1 protein-coding gene is annotated in these 735 nt (G+C 62.6%); it reads right to left on the bottom strand.

Annotated elements, in window-relative coordinates; genetic code table 11:
- Positions 1–674 (bottom strand): 4-hydroxy-2-oxovalerate aldolase (gene dmpG, locus CSW57_RS13920; RefSeq protein ID WP_099383401.1); only part of this gene is annotated, 674 nt, incomplete at its 3' end.
- Between the last annotated feature and the right edge of the window lie 61 nt (positions 675–735).

The raw sequence follows: 735 nt of genomic DNA, 5'->3' as shown, positions 1-735 counted from the left end.
CCATCAATCTGTTGTGCGCCAGCCCGAACGGCCGCAATGGAATTGGCGACCGCGATGTCGAGGTTCTCGTGCCCGTGGAAACCGATCTGAGCGTCGTCCCCCAGCTCTGCACGCACTGCCGACACGCGATCCGACACCTGCTCGAGCACCAATGCGCCGGCTGAATCCACCACGTACACACACTGACAACCCGCATCGGCCATGATCCGCGCCTGCTTGGCAAGCACCTCCGGAGGCTGACTGTGCGACATCATCAAGAACCCCACGGTCTCGAGCCCCAGCTCACGCGCCAGCCCGAAATGCTGGATCGAGACATCGGCCTCGGTGCAATGCGTCGCGATACGACAGATCTGCGCACCGTTGTCCTGCGCCGCCCGGATGTCGTCCTTGATCCCCAGACCAGGCAACATCAAGAACGCGATCTTCGCCGTCGTCGCCGTCTCGACCGCCGCCCGGATCAACTTCTGCTCAGGAGTCTTCGAGAAGCCGTAGTTGAAGGACGACCCACCCAGACCATCACCATGGGTCACCTCGATCACCGGAACACCCGCACCATCGAGGGCGGCGACGACCGCCTTGACGTGGTCGACGGTGAATTGGTGGCGCTTTGCGTGGGACCCGTCGCGCAACGACGAGTCGGTGATCCGGATGTCGAGATCAGGACTGTAGGGCATGAGTGTTCCTTAGGAAGATCAGTTCGGGCGGTTCAGACGGCGCCGGCGAGCAGGTTCGAAG

Source organism: Williamsia muralis (assembly GCF_002735905.1).
GTDB lineage: Bacteria > Actinomycetota > Actinomycetes > Mycobacteriales > Mycobacteriaceae > Williamsia > Williamsia muralis_A.
This window is presented reverse-complemented; position numbering and strand designations above follow the sequence as displayed.